The 19,126-nt window shown below is 50.3% G+C and carries 15 protein-coding genes; 6 read left to right on the top strand and 9 right to left on the bottom strand.

What is annotated here, in order from left to right; translation table 11 throughout:
* Positions 1 to 3 precede the first annotated feature (3 nt).
* Positions 4 to 2,409 carry an outer membrane beta-barrel protein gene (locus BLU99_RS08610; RefSeq protein WP_091901071.1) on the bottom strand — a complete coding sequence of 802 codons (2,406 nt, stop codon included), beginning with the start codon at positions 2,407 to 2,409 and terminating at the stop codon, positions 4 to 6.
* A 76-nt stretch (positions 2,410 to 2,485) separates the two neighbouring features.
* Complete coding sequence (locus BLU99_RS08605; RefSeq protein WP_369807716.1) at positions 2,486 to 4,345, bottom strand: heavy metal translocating P-type ATPase; 1,860 nt, start codon at positions 4,343 to 4,345, stop codon at positions 2,486 to 2,488.
* A gap of 280 nt (positions 4,346 to 4,625) precedes the next feature.
* Here BLU99_RS08605 and BLU99_RS08600 point away from each other — a divergent pair, with 280 nt between their 5' ends.
* Positions 4,626 to 4,976, top strand: coding sequence for a MerR family transcriptional regulator (locus BLU99_RS08600; protein WP_091901069.1), 351 nt, complete (start codon positions 4,626 to 4,628; stop codon positions 4,974 to 4,976).
* Between the two features lie 16 nt (positions 4,977 to 4,992).
* Here the strand turns inward: BLU99_RS08600 and BLU99_RS08595 are convergent, their stop codons facing one another.
* From BLU99_RS08595 to BLU99_RS08575, 5 genes are read right to left on the bottom strand one after another with little or no spacing between them, the layout of a single operon-like run.
* Positions 4,993 to 7,257, bottom strand: coding sequence for a RelA/SpoT family protein (locus tag BLU99_RS08595; protein WP_091901067.1), 2,265 nt, complete (start codon positions 7,255 to 7,257; stop codon positions 4,993 to 4,995).
* Between the two features lie 30 nt (positions 7,258 to 7,287).
* Complete coding sequence (locus tag BLU99_RS08590; protein WP_255397509.1) at positions 7,288 to 8,718, bottom strand: lytic transglycosylase domain-containing protein; 1,431 nt, start codon at positions 8,716 to 8,718, stop codon at positions 7,288 to 7,290.
* 46 nt (positions 8,719 to 8,764) lie between these two features.
* Positions 8,765 to 9,523 carry a DUF5683 domain-containing protein gene (locus tag BLU99_RS08585; protein WP_091901065.1) on the bottom strand — a complete coding sequence of 253 codons (759 nt, stop codon included), beginning with the start codon at positions 9,521 to 9,523 and terminating at the stop codon, positions 8,765 to 8,767.
* Positions 9,524 to 9,540: 17 nt separating this feature from the next.
* A complete protein-coding gene (locus BLU99_RS08580; RefSeq protein WP_091901062.1) occupies positions 9,541 to 10,470 on the bottom strand; it encodes a ParB/RepB/Spo0J family partition protein in 930 nt (309 codons plus the stop codon).
* 6 nt (positions 10,471 to 10,476) lie between these two features.
* The gene (locus BLU99_RS08575) at positions 10,477 to 11,241 is read right to left on the bottom strand and encodes a ParA family protein (RefSeq protein WP_091901060.1); all 765 of its coding nucleotides are present in this window, start codon (positions 11,239 to 11,241) and stop codon (positions 10,477 to 10,479) included.
* Positions 11,242 to 11,362: 121 nt separating this feature from the next.
* Here BLU99_RS08575 and surE point away from each other — a divergent pair, with 121 nt between their 5' ends.
* Genes surE through BLU99_RS08550 form a run of 5 tightly spaced genes read left to right on the top strand, consistent with a single transcriptional unit; the run spans position 11,363 to position 16,507 of the window.
* A complete protein-coding gene (gene surE, locus BLU99_RS08570) occupies positions 11,363 to 12,130 on the top strand; it encodes a 5'/3'-nucleotidase SurE (RefSeq protein WP_091901058.1) in 768 nt (255 codons plus the stop codon).
* Positions 12,127 to 13,242: a lipid-A-disaccharide synthase gene (lpxB, locus tag BLU99_RS08565; protein WP_091901056.1), complete on the top strand. Its 1,116-nt coding sequence runs from the start codon at positions 12,127 to 12,129 to the stop codon at positions 13,240 to 13,242. Before surE ends, lpxB begins: the two co-directional genes overlap by 4 nt.
* 9 nt (positions 13,243 to 13,251) lie before the next feature.
* A complete protein-coding gene (locus BLU99_RS08560) occupies positions 13,252 to 14,562 on the top strand; it encodes an NCS2 family permease (protein ID WP_091901054.1) in 1,311 nt (436 codons plus the stop codon).
* A 20-nt stretch (positions 14,563 to 14,582) separates the two neighbouring features.
* The gene (locus BLU99_RS08555) at positions 14,583 to 15,281 is read left to right on the top strand and encodes a nucleoside-specific channel-forming Tsx family protein (RefSeq protein WP_091901149.1); all 699 of its coding nucleotides are present in this window, start codon (positions 14,583 to 14,585) and stop codon (positions 15,279 to 15,281) included.
* Between the two features lie 26 nt (positions 15,282 to 15,307).
* Positions 15,308 to 16,507, top strand: a complete 1,200-nt coding sequence (locus BLU99_RS08550; RefSeq protein ID WP_091901052.1) for a uracil-xanthine permease family protein — start codon at positions 15,308 to 15,310, stop codon at positions 16,505 to 16,507.
* Between the two features lie 112 nt (positions 16,508 to 16,619).
* Here BLU99_RS08550 and BLU99_RS08545 read toward each other — a convergent pair whose 3' ends face one another.
* On the bottom strand, positions 16,620 to 17,393 hold the full coding sequence (locus BLU99_RS08545; RefSeq protein WP_091901050.1) for an ABC transporter ATP-binding protein: 774 nt from the start codon (positions 17,391 to 17,393) through the stop codon (positions 16,620 to 16,622).
* Positions 17,390 to 18,136, bottom strand: a complete 747-nt coding sequence (locus BLU99_RS08540) for an MlaE family ABC transporter permease (protein WP_091901048.1) — start codon at positions 18,134 to 18,136, stop codon at positions 17,390 to 17,392. The genes BLU99_RS08545 and BLU99_RS08540 overlap by 4 nt, the downstream gene beginning before the upstream one ends.
* Positions 18,137 to 19,126 lie beyond the last annotated feature (990 nt).

Raw genomic sequence — 19,126 nt, 5'->3', positions numbered from 1 at the left:
TAATCAATTTCCCATACGCTGGATAGCTTCCTGTCCAGCACCACTACCTTTATATTTATTACGGGCGACATTGAACGTATAGCGAAGAGAGATGCTCAGACGATGGTTATTTGAACGCATCCACTGGGTCAGATAATAGTATCCGCAGTCTATCCCTACTTTCTCATTACCACTCTGTAGAATATTGTTTGCGGTTATGCGCAGACAGAGGGCATCGTTCTTAAGCCAGCATTTCTGGATGGTGGCCGACATGTCCCATGTGGTGTATCTTAAGTGATAACTCACCCAGTCAGCACGCGACTGATAGTCGCATCCCAGTTCAAACTGCCAACTGTGCTTCAAACGGAAAGTGTTGTCGAGTTGTACGAAGATCATGGGTTTTTTGTACGTTACCGTACGACTGCCAGAAGCCTCGCGTGGATCAGCCAGATCAAGTTCCGTGTCGTAGGAAAGGAAACCCGTTCTCAGGTTAGGCGACCATACACCAATGGTGGGCGCTACGTTGAGGTATGCGGTATAACGGTTCAGCGGCTTATCGAGGTTTACATGCTTGATCATGATCACACCGGCGTCGTTGTATAGGAACGACCACTGGGTTATGTGCTTCTCTATTCGCTGCCAGCTTGACACGAATGTCAGCCATTTCCATCGCATGTTCAGACTTAGATCATGGTTCTTCTGGTTCTCCAACTTCGGATCACCACTCTGTAGCGTAAAGGCGTTGGCATAGGTCACAGCACTGTTCAACTGCCAGTAGGTAGGACGAACAGTTTTCTGAGTATAGGTCATGGCTGCCTGTACTTGTCCAAAAGCGCGCGACAGTGAGATGCTGGGGAACAGGTCGTTGGTATATCGCTTCATGTTGTTTTCTGCGTTCAGACGGTCGCGATAGTCGAAGCCTACGTGCTCGAAACGCAGTCCGATGCTACCTTCTCCGAGCTTTCCCAGACTGAAACCGTAGTCGATAAAGGAGGCGATGTTCTGCTCTTTTGTCTTCGAGTCGGTAGCAGGTATGGCTGTTCCACTGATGTAGTAGCTGGCATTGCGATTAACGAATGTCATCTCGTTGCCAATGCTCAGTTTTCCTTTCCATACGGGGTAAGATAGCACCAACTTCTCAGCTACCATGTGGTCTGCAGTGTTCGCTTCGCTATTGACATGGTTGGCGTCACTAATCTGGTAATACTCGTCCGTCTTGGCGTTTGCTCGTTTCTTGTTCGAATAGAAATCCACATTGAGATCGATGTTCAGCTTTCCTAGTTGACCATTGTAATAGCTGTTTCCCTCCCAGTGATATGGAATTGTGGTTTTCTCTGACTCTATTCCGTCGATATGGTCTTCGAACTTGCCATTGCGGTAATAGTCGGTCTGGATATCAGCATGGTTCCAGTCATATAGCCTGTCGTTATACTGCAGACGGAAACCCACGGAATGCTTGTCGCTGATCTGCCAGTTGGTGCCGAAGGTATAGTTCAGGCCATAGGCATGCCAATCAGAGCGGAAACTGTTGTCCTGCTCCAGTCGGACCAGAGCATTGTTTTCTTTATAGAAGCTGTTCTGTGTGGCAGTAGATACTGCCGTGTTATGCCTTTCCCAGAAGTCAACCTGTCCGAACACGTCGACCGACCGATAGCGATAGTTGGCCTTGAAGGTGGTGTATGGGTCGCTCTGCCCGTAGCGTAACTGCTGGTTGTTTCCTGCAAAAAGACTGAATCCGAAACCTTCGCCTTGCTGCTTGACGGTGCGGATGCGGACTACCGATGCTACTGTGGCATCATAGCGGGCGCCGGGATTCATGTCAACGTCTACCGAAAGGATCTCCTGCGAGTTGAGCCTCTTCAGCTCGTCCGTGTCATGCAGCTTTCGTCCGTTGATATAGATAACCGGCGTACCCTTGCCGATGACCTCCAGTCCATCCTTGCCTTTTCTGATTCCAGGCACCTTTGACAGCATATCCTCCACTGAACCCGACTTCTCCAGTACGGAACCTTTGATCTGAGTAACCAGCGATGAGCCCTGTAGCTTCGTCTTGGGCAACTGTCCCTTGACCACCACCTCGTTAATCAGATGCGCATCTTCCAACATCTGGATGACGGGACCGCCAGCCATGCTGCCGTCGGATGACACATGAATGAATAGGGTCTGATAGCCGATACTTGAGATCTTCAGTACACCTTGGTTCTCTGGGGTCACAATCTTGAAGTTGCCATTCTCGTCAGAGACAGCCCCCTGTACAAAGGCGGAGTCTGGCATTGACAACAATACAACACTGACAAATGGCATGGGTGCCCCTTTCTCATCAACAATCTTTCCACCTACATCGGGTGTCGTGCGCTTGGCAAATACTCCTGTCGTGAGCATGGCCGCCATCGCCATCATGGCGATTCTTTTAATGTTAATCCTGTACATAATAAGCTGTTTCTTTTTCTAATTTTGTCTGTTAGACGCAATCTGCTTCGAAAAAGTTTCAGCTTATGGATTATTTTTATGGCTTGAGTGCACGGATGGCGTTGAGCACAGCCATCACGGTAACACCTACGTCGGCAAAGACTGCCATCCACATCGTGCCAATACCACAGGCGGCGAGTATCAGAATGGCCACTTTGATGCCGATGGCGAGCCAGATGTTTTGTCGGGCGATGGTGATCGTATGTCGGGCGATGCGGATGGCGATGGCAATCTTCGACGGACGATCATCCATGATCACCACATCGGCCGCCTCGATGGCTGCGTCGCTACCCAGACCTCCCATGGCGATGCCCACGTCGGCACGAGCCAGAACAGGGGCGTCGTTGATGCCGTCGCCTACGAAAGCCAGCCGCGCCCCGTCGATCCTTTCGTCGAGCAGTTGTTCTACATGTGCCACCTTGTCGGCAGGCAGTAGCTCTGTGTGGTACTCCGTCAGGGCGAGCTGTGCGGCCACATGCTCTCCCACCTCTCGCCGGTCGCCAGTAAGCATCACGATCCGCTGTACGCCGAGTGCTCTCAGTGAGGCGATAGCCTCGGCACTGTCGTTCTTGATCTGGTCGTTGATGACGATATGACCAGCATAGACGCTGTCGATGGCTACGTGGATGATGGTGCCTATATGGTGACAGTCATGCCATTTTGCGCCAACGGCATCCATCATCTTCGTGTTGCCCACACATACAATCTGGTCGGCCACCCGGGCACGGATGCCCTGTCCTGCCAGCTCCTCGATATCTGTCACCTTGCAGCCGTCAGTAGCTTCATCGGGGAAGGCGTCGCGCAGGGCGGCACCGATGGGATGAGTTGAGAAATGCTCAACATGGGCGGCGAGATGAAGCAACTGGTGCTCATCGCAGGTGTCGGGATGTACCGCTGTAACGGCAAACTGGCCGTGTGTCAATGTGCCAGTCTTGTCGAAGACCACGATGCCAAGTTTGGCCAGGATATCCATATAGCTGGATCCTTTGACTAAGATGCCGTTGCGTGAGGCACCGCCGATGCCGCCGAAGAACGTGAGTGGTACACTGATGACAAGGGCACAGGGACAGGATACGACCAGAAACAGCAAGGCACGGTATAGCCAGTCGGGGAAAACGGTCGCAAAATGCCCAGAGAGCAGTGGCGGCAGTAAAGCCAGGATAAGGGCTGCTCCGACGACCACAGGAGTGTACACACGCGCAAAGCGTGTGATGAAAGCCTCGCTCTTGGATTTGCTGTTGCCGGCGTTCTCAACCAGTTGGATAATCTTGGCTACCGTGCTTTCTCCGAAACTCTTTGTCGTCTTTATCCTGATGACACCTGAGAGGTTGACGCAACCAGAGATGACCTCGTCGCCGACTGTGATGTCACGAGGAAGACTCTCGCCTGTCAGTGCGACGGTGTTCAGAGCCGATGTTCCCTCCAGTACCACACCGTCGAGCGGCACTTTCTCGCCAGGGCGTACGATGATGGTCTCACCAACAGCAACCAGATTGGGATCGATAGTCATCGTCATCCCGTTCCTCTCAACGCTGGCGGTATCAGGACGAATATCCATGAGATGGGTGATGCTCTCCCTACTCTTGCCTTCCGCATATTCTTCAAATAACTCGCCGACCTGGAAAAACAACATAACGAATACCGCCTCAGGAAACTCTGTCTCTGCTCCAGGAAGGAAACCGATACACAGAGCGCCGATAGTCGCAACAGACATGAGGAAATGCTCGTTGAAAGCCTCACCATGAATGAGTCCTTCGACCGCTTCTTTCAGTGTGTCATGTCCGACGAGCAGATAGGGAATAAGGTAGATCAGCAACAATTGCCAGGTGGGCAACTGCCAGTACTTCTCTATCCAGATGGCGCCGACGAGCAGAAGAGCGGTGATGACGATAAGCATGATGCGGTTTCTTATGCCGTCGTGATGGTGCTCGTGATGATGGTGCTCGTGTTGCTTTTGTGAACAGCAAGCCTGATGATCGTGGTGGTGTGTATGTGCCATGTCTTTGTTCCTTTTTTATTCTTTCGGGTGCAAAGGTAGGATAAAGATTTCGCAACTTGGTTGCATTTCTTCCAGAAGATGCTCCCCTCTCGGCAAAAAAAGAATTCTATTTCTTTGCATTTCTCTTGATTTTTCGTAAATTTGCGACAAAATTGCGAAGCAACAAATAAGGCACGATATGGCACTAAACCTGAATAAGAATCTGAAACTCTACTATTCTATCAAAGAAGTGGCAGAGATGTTTGAGCTCAACGAGAGTACATTGAGGTATTGGGAGCAGGAGTTCCCGTTCCTGAAACCCAAGACATCGGGGCCTGCCAAGGTACGGCAGTATCAAGAGAAGGATATAGAACAGATCCGACTGATTCATAATCTGGTGAAGGTCCGTGGCTTCAAGCTCTCGGCCGCCAGGAAGATTCTGACGCAGAATAGGAAAGGCGCGGATACAAAGGCCGACGTTCTAGAGCGGCTGATAGAAGTCCGCTCGGAACTCCAGGCGCTGAAGAAACAGCTGGATTATCTTCAATAGGACCAGAAATCCGCTCTTATATAATCTGTGATATTTCCTTGAGGTTGGGTATGTCTTTGAGATTATCCATGATCTCTTTGACGTCTCCTCGATCGTGAACACGCAGGTCAATACTTCCGTCAAAGATTCCCTCTTCAGTTGTGATGGTCAGTCGGTGGATGTTTACGTTCATCCGTGACGAGATGACTTGTGTGATATCGTTAAGTAAGCCCAGTCGATCGATACCTCCGATATGTATTGTCGCATCGAAGAACAGCTTCTTGTGCATATCCCATTTGATGTCAAGGATGCGGTTGCCGAAACTGGACTTGAGCTTTGCGGCCACAGGACAGGCACGCTTGTGAATCTCAATCTGGTTCTTGTTGTTGATGTAGCCAAGGGCATCGTCTCCGGGAATCGGATGGCAGCAGCCTACAAACTTGTACTGACTGATGTTCTCTTCAGAGATATAGATAGGTTTCTTGCGGTTGAACTTTTCCGGAACGATGAACAGTTCCTGTTTGGGCAACTCCTCTTTTTTCTTCTTTCCGACAAAGGGCACGTATTTCCTCCATCCCTTGTTGTCAGTCTCTTTGTTTTTCCCGTTTAGTTCGTCAAGGTCTTTCTCACCCAACAAGACAATCTTCTCACCGAGTGCTTGGTAGAAGTCGTTCCGTTGGCTGTAGTCGTGGAACTCTGCTAACTGATCGGCGATAGCCAGACTGGGTTCCTTATGGTGCTTGAGCAGGAATTGATGAAGGATCTCTTCTCCCTCGCGTTGGGTCTCACGGTTGTCGCGGCGCAGTATGGCCTGGATCTTCGCTTTGGCCTTGGCCGTAGATACGAAGTTGATCCAGGAAGGACTGACATGTTGTGATTTCGATGTCAGGATCTCTACCTGGTCGCCACTTTGAAGTTTATGACTCAAAGGAACAAGTTTGTGGTTTACCTTCGCCCCAATGCAGTGGCTTCCTAAGAATGTGTGGATAGAGAAAGCAAAGTCGAGTGCCGTGCATCCGGCAGGTAGGGTGCGGATCTCTCCTTTAGGTGTAAAGACAAAAATCTCGCTGGCAAAAAGGTTCAGTTTGATGGTGTCGAGAAAATCCATAGCGTCGGGCTGTGGGTCGTCCAGGATCTCCTTGATCGTATGTAGCCAGTCGTTAAGTTCGTTCTCATCCTCGGTATACTCCTCCTCGACACCGTCTTTATATTTCCAATGAGCGGCAAATCCTTGTTCTGCGATCTCGTCCATTCGGTCGGAACGAATCTGTACTTCAATCCAGCGTCCCTGTTTGGACATCAGTGTTACGTGCAACGCCTGATAACCATTAGCTTTCGGATGACTCAACCAGTCGCGCAGACGATCAGGGTGTGACTTGTAGATCTTAGAGATTGCCACGTAGATATTGAAGCACTCATTGACCTCTTCCTCACGTACTCTCGGTGTGAAGATAATCCTGACGGCCAGGATGTCATATATCTCCTCAAAGGTAACGTGCTTGTTTTGCATCTTGTTCCAGATGGAGTAGGGGCTTTTTACGCGTTCCTTAATTTCATACTGGATTCCCATATGACGGAGTGATTCCTCAATGGGAAGTGTGAACTGTTCAAACAACTCGTCACGCGATGCACTCGTAGATTGAAGTTTAGCCTCGATAGCTGCATACTCGTCAGGATGCTCGAACCTAAAACTAAGATTCTCCAACTCTGACTTGATCTTGTTCAATCCCAGTCGGTTGGCTAGCGGTGCGTAGATATAGAGTGTCTCACCAGCAATCTTGTATTGTTTGTTAGCCGGCTGCGATTCCAAGGTGCGCATGTTGTGCAGACGGTCACATATCTTGATGAGGATAACTCGGATGTCATCACTCATGGTGAGCAATAGCTTCTTGAAGTTCTCAGCCTGGGCTGAGGCCTGCTCACCGAAGATGCCGCCACTGATCTTTGTCAGCCCATCGACAATCTGCGCGATTTTCGCACCGAAGATATTCTCGATATCTTCAATGGTATAATCTGTATCTTCTACGACATCATGGAGAAGGGCAGAGCAGATGCTGGTTGATCCCAGTCCGATCTCAGAACAGGCGATCTGAGCAACCGCGATAGGATGCATGATATATGGTTCACCCGATAGTCGGCGTACTCCCTTGTGCGCCTGACGGGCGAAGTTGAATGCTTTCGTGATCAGGTCAACCTTCTTGCGGTGGCGTGATGCCAGATAGTCGTTCAACAACCTTTGAAACGCGTCGTTGATCAGTTTCTCGTCGGCCTCTTCCTGCAATTTCTGTTCATCTGCATCCATATCTTTTCCTCTCTAATCAATCTTTTGTTCCTATCTCACCCTGATCTTCTTTCCGGCTCGGATATTGTTACCCCTGATGCCGTTGAGCCTTCTTAACTTGGCCACAGTCGTTCCATTGCGTTTGGCAATCTCGGATAATGTCTGTCCTTTCCTGACGGTGACAGAGGCGCCTCCCCTTCCTCTGTTTCTGGCATTACGACGACTGTAGCGTCCGTTCCTGCTATACGAGCTACGGCTGCTTCTCGTGAAAGTTGGGAGATCATCGTTAACATCAACAACGGCACGTCTGGTCAGCAGTTCTGTGGCTCTGAAATTATAGACGGAGTCCTCGTTGTCGATAAACCTTCCTACGTCAGCGATCGGCAGACGAATAGCTGACGGTTTTGTGGCACCAGGGATAATATCGCGGCGATAGGCCGGATTCAATGAGCGTATCAGGTCGGCATCAGTTCCGATAACCCCAGCTATCTGCTCGATATGCACATTCTTGTTTACCACAATGGTGTCGCTTTGAGACGGCAGTCTGGTTGTCATCGGACAGATGTTGTGGTCACAGTAGTACGTCATGATGTAGTTGGCCGCAATGAATGCGGGAACATATCCGCGTGTTTCGCCAGGCAGATACGGGTAGAGCTTCCAATAGTCCTTATCGTCAGCTGTGATGGTCTCATTCTCCGTCCGTCCCTTGTCGGCTCGGTAGCGGCGAATGGCTTTGTTGATATTCTCCGGACCGCAGTTATAGGCAGCGATAACCAGATTCCAATCGCCGAAGATACGGTAGAGGTCCCTGAGGTAACGGGCAGCGGCATATGATGATTTGACAGGGTCACGACGCTCGTCGACCAGCGAGTTGATCTCTAGTCCATATTGCCTGCCGGTACCAAGCATAAACTGCCATAATCCCGTTGCTCCGACACGGGAGACGGCCTTGGGGTTCAGGGCAGACTCGATGATGGGCAGATATTTCAGTTCCAATGGCAGCTGGTAACTTTCGAGAGCCTCCTCAAAGATGGGCATGTAGAAGTTGGCTGCACCAAGCATATAGCTGACGGAATAGCGAAGGCGCCCACTATATCTGTCAATGAACTTCTGGACGATATCGTTATAAGACAGTTCCATCACAGAGGGTATGCGACTGAGCCGCTCGATGTATACCTCCTTCGAAAAGGTCGGATTCTCGTTCTTCATCTCGCAGTCACCTGGTATGGCCAGATAGGTTTTGGACATATAGAGATTCAACAGACTATCGAGATCATAGGTCATGGCCTCAGGGAATTCAATGATTTCTTCGTTACCCTCCTTGTCGGTGAGCGAGATCTCGTCTTCCGCGGGAACCTCCACTTCCTCTACTTCTTCCTCTTCATTCTCGTTGTCAATGTCCTCGTTTACTATCTGTGCATACATGGCGCAGTTTCCTGCGAAGAACATCGCGGCGAATATCAACAATAGTCTTTTTTTCATCCTTATTAATATGGTTTTGATTTTTGGTTCTTGTTATTCTTGTTCCTCAGAAATTTAGGCTGCACTGGAGCCCCAGTGAGGATGATTTCAGAGGGTTCCTGGCGGCATTGTCGCCGAAGACCGTCGGCTCTACCCTCAGGCTCAGGTCCTTTGAGATGTCAAAGACAGACAACTCTGCGTCCACATAGGCATCGATGACAGATAAGGCATAGACTCCCACTAGCACGAAGAAGCTCATGTCGCGCCATCTGCGGAATCTGTCTTTACGTTTTTTGAAGATGTCTTTATAGCGATTGGATAGTTGCTGGTTGTCCTCCGTTATCTGCATACCCAGGTGCAGGAACTGGTTATAGCTCTGTGTGCTGGGGTTACCGTCCATCAGATCGATATAGGCCTGAGAATAATCTTTATACATCGTGTTATTCCAGTTCATAGCGTATAGACATCCCATGAACCCACCATACACAAGTGGGAGTTTCCAGTATTTGCGGTTATAGATCTGTCCGCCACCGGGGATGACCAATGCCAACCACAGGGCTCTCTGCGGGTCGGGTTTCCAGGTGGCCATGTCGCGGTGTTTTCTCTTGATCAGAGGGGTCGACTCTGACAGTGCCGTTAAGGTGTTGTCAAGACTGTCTTCCAGACTGCTCATGATGCGAGTTATACTGTCTGTCGGCAGCACCACCATACTGTCGGGGGCCATGCTTCCCACGCTCCCCTGAGCGGAGGAATGAACGATGCCTGCCAACAGCAGGATTCCGGTTATGATCGAAATGCGCAATGATGCGAAAAAAACTTGTCTCAACGTCTGTGCTCTATCACTTAGTTCTTGATCTTGTCGATAATGTTCATGACGAACTCCAGCTCCTCTTCGTTAGAGAAGGGGATGCTGATCTTTCCTTTGCCTTGTGGATTACAGGACATCTGTACTTTTACCTTGAACAACGTCGAAAGACGGTCTCTGAGGATACTATATTCCAAAGGCAGTTGGGCATTCGGGGAAACAGCCTTCTTGATGCTCTGGATGTTCTCTCCGCTCTTCAGCATCTGTACCATTTCCTCTACCTTACGTACGGAGTAACCATTTTTCTGTATCTCCTTGAACAGCTTCAGTTGGGCAGAAGGACTCTCAATGGCCAGCAAGGCTCGGGCGTGTCCCATGTCCATCTCCTTGTTCTTCAGAGCCATCTGTATCTGTGCAGGAAGTTTGAGAAGACGCATGTAGTTGGTGATGGATGTGCGACTCTTGCCGACTCTGGAAGAGATCTTTTCCTGCGTCATGCCCGTAGCTTCTGCCAGATGCTGGTAAGCCAGTGCGATCTCAATGGCATTCAAGTCCTCACGCTGGATGTTCTCAACCAGGGCCATCTCCATCACACTCTCGTCCTCTGCCGTTCGGATATAGGCGGGGATAGAGGTGAGACCGGCAATGAGTGAGGCTCTCCAACGACGTTCACCAGCAATGATCTGGTATTTCCCGCTTGTAGTCTGCCTGAGAGTGATAGGGGTGATGATACCTATCTCCTGGATGCTGGCAGCCAGCTCCTGTAAGGCTGCCTCGTCAAACTCACGTCGTGGTTGGTTGGGATTAGGCTCAATCTGTTTGATGGGTATCTCGCTCAGATTGGAGGTTCCCTCTGTTTGGATGTCGCCTGTGTCAATCAGCGCATCCAGTCCTCGACCTTTTCCAGTCCCGATGTTGTCCAGTCCTCGTCCCAGAACATTCCTGTCGTATTTCTTCCTTACAGCCATAGTCGTCTATTTGTTTTTGTAGATGATTTCCTTGGCTAAAGCCAGATGGTTCTTGCTACCTGTGGAGTCTGCGTCGTATAAGATGACAGGCAGACCGTGGCTTGGGCTCTCTGAGAGCTTCACGTTGCGCTGGATGACCGTCTTGAATACCAGCTCCTGGAAATGCCGCTTCACCTCGTCGTAGATCTGGTTGGCCAGACGCAAACGACTGTCATACATCGTGAGCAGGAATCCTTCGATCTCCAGCTGTGGGTTCAGCTTGTTCTTGATGATCTTAATAGTGTTGAGTAGTTTGCTGATACCTTCAAGTGCGAAATACTCGCATTGCACAGGGATAATCACGGAGTCGGCCGCAGTCAGCGAGTTAACCGTGATCAGCCCTAGCGAGGGAGAGCAGTCTATGAGGATATAGTCGTATTCATCGCGGATGGGCGCCAAGAGGTCTCTCATCACCTTCTCGCGGTTCTCCAGGTTCAGCATCTCGATCTCTGCACCTACCAGATCAATATGACTTGGTATGATGTCCAGACCGTCAATGTCTGTTGTGTACACCGCGTCGCGAACATCTGTTTTGTTGATGATACATTCATATAGTGAGCATTCTACTTCTGTGATATCTACTCCCAGTCCGCTGGAAGCGTTGGCTTGGGGGTCTGCATCGACGACGAGCACCGTTTTCTCCAAAGTGGCAAGCGAGGCTGCCAGATTGATGGTTGTCGTGGTCTTACCCACACCGCCTTTTTGGTTTGCTAACGCAATAATCTTTCCCATTGTTTTACTGAATACCTTAATAAAAATAAGAGATTTGGGTACAAAGTTACGAAATAATTCATAATTCATAATTCACAATTCATATTTTTTTGTACTTTTGTACCCAAATCGTTGAAATTTTATGGAAATTAAACGACCCTTGTTGCTCATTTCCAATGATGACGGCTATCAGGCAAAGGGTATCCGGGAATTAGTGGAAATGGTGTCTGATCTTGGTGATATTATTGTCTGCGCTCCGGAGTCGGCGCGTAGTGGTTTCTCATGTGCGTTTTCGGCTATGAAACCACTGAAACTGCAACTTCGGGAAAAAAGGGAGGGCGTGGAGGTCTGGTCGTGTAATGGTACACCTGTCGACTGTGTGAAGATGGCTTTGGCAGAGATCGTCCCCCGTACTCCAGATATGGTTATCGGCGGTATCAACCATGGCGATAATGCTTCTGTGAATGTGCATTACAGCGGCACGATGGGGGTCACGCTCGAGGGCTGTATGAAATACATACCTTCTGTGGCATATTCTCTCTGCGATCATCGCGACGAGGCGGATTTCGAACCCCTTCGCCCGTTGGTTCGTGCCATCACGATGAGGGTGCTGGCAGACGGCCTGCCCTTAGGTGTCTGCTTGAACGTGAATTTCCCTTTAGTGCAGGAATACAAGGGCGTTCGTGTCTGTCGTATGGCCAAAGGAACATGGGGACAAGAGGTGGTGAAATGCGCCCATCCTCGTGGCTATGATTATTGGTGGATGGTGGGGAAATATACCAATGACGAGCCGATGGCGACGGATACAGACAACTGGGCATTAGCGAACGGCTATGTCGCTATCACACCGACACAGATTGATGTGACCGCCTATACGGCCATAGATAATATCAAATCCTGGAATTTATGAAGTATTATCTGATTGCAGGTGAAGCCTCTGGCGATCTGCATGCATCACACCTGATGAAGTCGTTGAAAGAATTTGACGACAACGCGGAGTTCCGCTTTTGGGGTGGCGACCTGATGACGGCGGTGGGTGGTACCCGCGTGCGCCATTATCGTGAGTTGGCCTATATGGGCTTTGTTCCTGTGCTGCTCCATCTGCCCACGATCCTCTCTAACATGAGGAGGTGTAAGCGCGATATTGTGGACTGGCAACCCGACTGCGTGATTCTTGTTGACTATCCGGGCTTTAATCTGACAATCGCGAAATATGTAAAATCGAAGACGAATATTCCCGTCTATTATTATATCTCCCCTAAGATCTGGGCCTGGAAAGAATATCGTATCAAGAATATCCGCCGTGACGTGGATGAACTTTTCTCCATCCTGCCCTTCGAGGTTCCCTTTTTTGAACAGCGGCACCACTATCCGATACATTATGTGGGTAACCCGACAGCCGACGAGGTGCGTGAGTTCCTGTCCGCATACGAAAAGACGGCCGTGCCGACCAGACCGATTATCGCCCTCCTGGCCGGCAGTCGTAAACAGGAGATAAAAGATAACCTTCCGGCGATGATGGAGGCCGTAAGTCCCTATATGAGTGATTATCAGGTTGTGTTGGCCGGCGCTCCAGGGATAGAGAAAGACTATTATGATACGTTCTTGCGAGGAAAAGGGATTGATGTGGTTTATAATCAGACCTATCCTTTGTTGGCGGAAGCTCATGCCGCTCTTGTCACTAGTGGGACGGCAACGCTTGAGACATGCCTCTTCAAAGTACCCCAGGTGGTGTGCTATGAAACACCACTGCCTCGTCTGATCGGCTGGTTGCGGAAGAAGGTGCTGAGGGTGAAGTACATCTCGCTGGTGAACCTGATTGCCGATCGTGAGGTGGTGACCGAGCTCGTGGCCGACACCTTCTCTGTGGCAAATATCCGATGGGAACTGGAAAAGATCCTCGACGGACCTGTCCGTCAGTCGATGCTAGACGATTATGAGGAGATCAGTCGTCGACTTGGTCATCAGAAAGCTCCAGAGCAAACTGCAAAACTTATTTATACGTTACTATCTAATCAATAATCAGTCATTATGAAAAAAATCCTTGCATTGCTGGGCTTTGACCCACTGAAACATTCTGTGAAAGTAGAAATGATGGCAGGACTTACCACATTTCTCACGATGTCGTACATCCTTGCTGTGAACCCTCTGATCCTTGGAGAGACGGGCATGGATAAAGGAGCTCTCTTCACTGCTACGATTGCTGCAGCGGTGATTGCAACCCTGGTGATGGCTTTTTATGCCAAGATGCCGTTCGCCCTTGCCTCAGGTATGGGCCTGAATGCGTTCTTCGCCTATACGCTCGTACTGACGATGGGCTACACCTGGCAGGAGGCATTGGCGGCCGTGCTCTTTGAGGGTATCGTCTTTATCCTTCTGACCTTTTTCAAGGTTCGCGAAGCCATCGTCAATGCAATACCTCAGAACCTTCGCTATTCCATTTCCGTGGGTATCGGCCTGTTCATCGCCTATATCGGCTTGAAGAATGGCGGCATCATCGTGGCCAGCGACGCCACCGTCACCACCCTCGGGCCGTGGACCGTGTCTTCGCTGATAGCCGGCGCAGGTGTGCTGCTCGGCGGCGTGCTGATGGCCGTGGGCGTACGCGGAGCCTTGTTCTATACGATTATCGTGATGACCGTTATTGGTATCCCCCTCGGCGTGACACAGCTTCCAGAGAACTTCTCGCTGGTCAGTCTGCCGGAATCAATGGCGCCCATCGCGTTCCATATGGATTTCTCCCGTTTCCTGTCTTTGGATATCAACTATTATGTGGTGGTCTTCACCCTGCTTTTCATGGATCTCTTTGATACGCTGGGAACACTTATCGGCGCTTCTACCAGTGCCGGTATGGCTGATCCGAGAACAGGCAAGATCCATGGTCTGAACCGTGCGCTGATGGCCGACGCCATCGGAACGACAGCAGGTGCCCTCTGTGGTACCTCTACGGTAACGACCTATGTGGAGAGTACGACGGGTATTGCCGCCGGCGGTCGTACGGGTCTGACATCCTTGACCGTGGCGCTGTTCTTCCTGGTGGCCCTCTTCTTCTCGCCGCTGTTCCTGATCATCCCTTCCGCCGCTACTACGAGCGCCCTCGTGCTGGTCGGCGTGCTGATGACCAAGACCATCACGAAGATCGACTTCAGCGATTTCACCGAGGCCGTTCCTTGCTTCATCACCATTCTCACCATGCCTTTCACGGCCAGCATCTCCGAAGGTATCGTACTGGGTATGCTTTCCTATGTGCTGGTGAAGGTTTGTACGGGGCATTACAAGGAACTCTCCATCGTGATGTATATCCTCGCTGCCTTCTTTATCTTGAAATATGTGTTTAATTAAAATAACGAAATAACGGTATGATGAAAAAGATTCTTTTTTGCGTGGTAATGGCTGTTGCTGCCATGACCGTCCAGGCACAGAACGTGCAGCTACATTATGATTTCGGTCGTAACCTTTATTCAGACGAAGAGGCTGGCCGTCAGAAGGTGACCCTCACCGTTGAGCAGTTCAAGGCCGACCAGTGGGGCTCGTGGTTCTATTTCGTCGATGTCGACTTCAGCCGGAAGTTTACGGAAGGCGCATATGCGGAGATCTCCCGTGAGTTTAACCTCGGCAAGAAAGGCTTCGCCGCCCATGTGGAGTATAACGGCGGACTGAACCGTTTCAGCAGTTTCCAGCAGGCAGCCCTCCTCGGTGGAGCCTGGAACGGACATAATGCCGACTTCTCCAAGACCTACTCCGTGCAGCTGTTGTATAAGCGTTTCTTCAAGAGCTATGACTATACCTCGGCCTATAACAGTGTGCAGCTGACAGGTGTCTGGGGTCTGAATTTCGGCAAGAAATGCACCTTCTCCGGCTTCATTGACTTCTGGCGCGGTCAGAAGGCCGACGGTCACGGTCAGCTGGTCATGCTCACGGAGCCGCAGCTCTGGTATAATCTCAACAGTCACCTGAGTATAGGTACAGAGTGCGAGATCAGCAGCAATTTCATCTATAACACCTATAATGACAAGTCGTTCTTCGTGAACCCGACACTTGGCATGAAGTGGAACTTCTGAAGTTGAATCATGAAAAGCGAATGACTATGGCTTCAGAATTGTCAACCACAAGAAAGACCATCGTCGGCGTACAGTTCCTGTTCGTGGCCTTTGGCTCCACGGTACTGGTGCCCCTGCTGGTCGGGCTTGATCCGGCTACGGCCCTGTTTACGGCCGGTATAGGTACGTTCATCTTCCATCTGGTCACTAAAGGCATGGTGCCCATCTTCCTGGGCAGCAGCTTCGCCTTTATTGCTCCGATCATCTCCGCCTCGCAGCAGTGGGGCATGCCTGGCACGATCGCAGGCATCGCCGGCGTGGCATTGGTCTATTTTGTCATGTCGGCCCTTATCAAGTGGCAGGGTCGCAAGCTCCTCGACCGTCTGTTCCCGCCCGTCGTGATCGGCCCCGTCATCATCCTGATCGGTCTGTCGCTGTCGCCCGCTGCCGTGAATATGGCGAAGGAGAACTGGCTGCTGGCCTTTGTGTCGCTTGTCACGGCGATCATCGTGCTGGTGTTTGGTAAGGGACTGGTGAAGCTCGTGCCCGTGGGGATCGGCATCATCGTGGGATATGTGGTGGCCCTCTGTATGGGACTCGTCGATCTGTCGGCCGTGGGTGCAGCCCCCTGGTTCGCCCTGCCCGGCAGCATCTCCCATTTCCAGTTGCCGCAGTTTGCCTGGGAGCCGTTTGTCTTCATGATCCCCGTGGCCATCGCGCCGGTGATAGAGCACATCGGCGATGTCTATGTCGTCAGTGCTGTAGCCGATAAAGACTTTGTGAAGGAGCCCGGTTTGCACCGTACCATGCTGGGCGACGGTCTTGCCTGTCTGTTCGCCTCCTTCTTTGGCGGTCCTCCAGTGACCACCTATTCAGAGGTGACGGGCGCTATGCAGATCACACGTGTCACCCATCCGCAGGTGATCCGTATCGCCGCAGGTACAGCCCTCGTGTTCTCTGTCATCGGTAAGCTCTCGGCGCTGTTGCAGAGCATCCCGTCGGCCGTCCTTGGCGGTATCATGCTGCTGCTCTTCGGAACGATTGCCTCTGTGGGTGTGCAGAACCTGATTCAGCATAAGGTGGATCTGAACCAGACGCGCAACATCATCATCGTTTCCGTCACGCTGACGATGGGCATCGGCGGTGCCATCCTCACCTTCGGCACCTTCTCCATCAGTGGCATCGGACTCTCTGCCGTCGTCGGTGTCCTGCTGAATCTGTTACTCCCCATGAAGAAAGAGGCGTAAAAGGAGTGAAGGCGCCTGCCGGCGTCTTGCGCCTATAAAGAGGATCTCCTCGGATGCCAGACGGATTGTCGGGTGTCCGAGGAGATGCTTTTAGGAAAGGTCTTGGAAGTCGCTATAGTTTCAGACCGTTGTCTATGACCATCTGCCTCATGTTCTTCAGCAGGTCGCTGGCGAATATGAAATCCGTGAGCCGTTTGTTGGAAGACCCCATGACCTGACTGCTCACCCCCTGCCATTCTTTTGTACCCTCGTAGATGAAGATGATGTTCTCGCCGATGCCCATCACAGAGTTCATGTCGTGGGTGTTGATGATGGTCGTCATGTTAAACTCACGCGTGATACTCTGCAAGAGCTCGTCGATCACGAGTGATGTCTTGGGGTCGAGACCGGAATTAGGCTCGTCACAGAACAGATACTTCGGGTTTAACGCTATCGCACGCGCGATGGCTACACGTTTCTGCATGCCGCCAGAGATCTCCCCAGGGAACTTGTCGTCGGCACCTTTCAGATTGACACGATCCAGACATTCCTGTGCCCGGTGGATACGCTCGCGGAGCGTCATGCTGGAGAACATATCCAAGGGGAACATCACATTCTCAAGCACGGTCAGAGAGTCAAAGAGCGCCGCGCTCTGGAAAATCATTCCCATCTCACGCCGCATCATGATCTTCTCGTGCTTCGTCATTCTGATGAAGTCACGACCATCGTATAGCACTTGTCCGCTTGTGGGCTCCAACAGTCCTACGAGGTTTTTCATCAGAACGGTCTTCCCCGATCCGCTCTGTCCGATGATAAGGTTGGTCTTGCCGTCTTCGAAGACGGTACTGATATCCTTCAATACCTCCTTGTCGTCGAAGCTCTTATAGAGATTTCTGACTTCAATCATGATAATAGCTGTGTTAAAAAGACATCGCTACAGAGGATGAGTGCACTTGATGATACGACGGCGTCAGTACTCGCTTTACCGACATTGACAGAGCCGCCCTCCACTGTGTAGCCGAAATAAGCGGGTACGCTGGTGATGATAAATGCGAAGAAGAGACTCTTGATGATACTCATCCATACAAACCAAGGTATAAAGGCATGCTGCAAACCGAGCGTCAGATCGTCGGGTGGCATGATATGCCCGATGTACGAGGTGGCATAAGCCCCCACGATACCCATGGCCGACGAGAAGATCACCAGGAACGGCATGATCGTGAGCAGGCCGACGATCTTCGGCAGGATCAGATAGCAGGCCGAGTTCACGCCCATGATGTCGAGGGCATCGATCTGCTGTGTCACGCGCATCGTACCAATCTCCGAGGCGATGTTCGACCCCACCTTTCCGGCCAGGATCAGACACATGATCGAGCTGGAGAACTCCAGCAGCATGATCTCGCGGGTGGTGTAGCCTGCGACCCACCGTGGCATCCAAGGACTCTCAATATTGATCTTCATCTGGATACATATCACAGCTCCGATGAAGAAAGATATGAGTAATACAATACCTATCGAATCGACGCCGAGTTGCGCCATCTCCTTCACATACTGCTTCAAGAACATCCTCATGCGCTCAGGCCTTGAGAACGTGCGTCCCATCAGCATCAAGTATCGGCCGAATGTGGTCAGCCATTTCTGTATAAGCATCTTTCAACAAATTTTGGGGACAAAGTTACGAAAAGTCGAGAGCAGAACAAAAGATTTTAATCTTTTTTATGCCGAGACGGAGTAACTTCGCCATCTCTGATGGCAAAGTTACATAAAAAGCTTGTAAAGAGCAATGGATTTAATCTTTTTTATGCCGAGACGGAGTAACTTCGCGGTCGAATGACCGCAGAGTGACGAAAAGTCGAGTGAAAATCCAGATCTATTTGAGATTTTCCGAAACGAAAGAGCAGCGAGAGCCATCATGCTTGCATGGTTGGCCGAGTCGTGATGGAGTTCGATGTAATCAACGTGAGTAAACAAAATTTGTCAGGTGCTCGGCCGCCCCTGAACGCCCCGTTTTCAGGGTGTTTCAGCGCTCTCGGGGTTTCCTCCGGGGAAAGGCCGACTTTCCTCCGATGAAACTCCTGTTTTCCTCCGAGCAGACGGCGACGTTGCTGGGAGCCTGCTATAGTCTTACCTTCGGATGCGTTGGCTGTGTAAATTTATTCTATCAATATTCGCTTTGCTGAGGCCTTGGACATTTTGGACAATTGGACAATTGGACAAAAAGTTTTTTTCTTTGTCGAAACCAAGACAAAGAAAAGAAATAATTAATATATTATATTAATTATATTATATATTATAATATATAATATAATTAAATTATTGTCATTAGTACCGTCGATTCCAATCAAATTTTGTTTTGTCCAATTGTCCAATGTCCAATACGTCAGTTTTGCACTATCACATAAAATATTAAATATTTTCTCTTGTTTTTGCGTAACTCTGCGGTCGTTCGACCGCGAAGTTACTCCGTCTCGGCAAAAAAAGAAACGAGTTTCTTTGTTCTGCGCTCGATTTTTCGTAAATTTGCGTCCAAAAAAGAATCAAATTGCCACAGTATAAAGCACTCCGATAGATTTCTATACTATATTATCAATCATTTTTATGAATTTACTCACAAAAACATTATTCTTTGAAATTAAGAAC

Origin of the sequence: Prevotella sp. lc2012 (assembly GCF_900107065.1) — a bacterium.
In the GTDB taxonomy this organism is placed as follows: Bacteria; Bacteroidota; Bacteroidia; order Bacteroidales; family Bacteroidaceae; genus Prevotella.
This window is presented reverse-complemented; position numbering and strand designations above follow the sequence as displayed.